A 660-nucleotide genomic window follows, 5' to 3' on the forward strand; every position below is an offset into this window, starting at 1 on the left:
TATAATAAACTAGTAAAATTACGCAATAATAGAGAAAATGCTTTTGCAGATATTGATGTTCAATTAAAGCAAAGACACGATTTAATTCCTCAATTAGTTGACAGTGTAAAAGGATACATGAAACACGAAGAAAAAGTGTTAACTCAAATTACTGCTGCAAGGGCTGGCGCAATGAATGCTTCAACAATTGATGAAAAAATTGCCGCAGAAAATCAACTAACCACAGCATTAAGCGGATTAAATATTGCTGTTGAAGCATATCCTGATTTAAAAGCAAGTGCTAATTTTATGCAACTTCAAGAGGAAATTTCAGATATAGAAAACAAATTGGCTGCTGTTAGAAGATTCTTTAATTCTGCAACAAAAGAATTGAATAATGCTGTAGAAACTTTTCCTTCAAATATTATTGCTGGAATGTTTGGTTTTAAAAAAGAAACAATGTTTGATTTAGGTGTAACACAAAGACAAACCTTAGATCAAGCACCAAAAGTAAGTTTCTGATAGATGGAATATGTTGGGCTACAATCTCAAATAAATAGTAATAATTTTAAATCGGTCTTGCTACTTATTGCTTTTCCGGTTTTATTGTTAGGTTTGGTTTGGCTTTTTTTCTATTTCACTAATTATTATGCAAATGAATATACTCAACCAAGTTTAGAA

The 660-nt window shown here is 30.6% G+C and carries 1 protein-coding gene; it reads left to right on the forward strand.

From position 1 onward, the window contains the following. A partial coding sequence (locus IU405_RS00545; protein ID WP_231749405.1) for a LemA family protein occupies positions 1-501 on the forward strand: 501 nt, incomplete at its 5' end. Positions 502-660 lie beyond the last annotated feature (159 nt).

Source organism: Polaribacter sp. BAL334 (assembly GCF_015767435.1).
GTDB lineage: Bacteria > Bacteroidota > Bacteroidia > Flavobacteriales > Flavobacteriaceae > Polaribacter.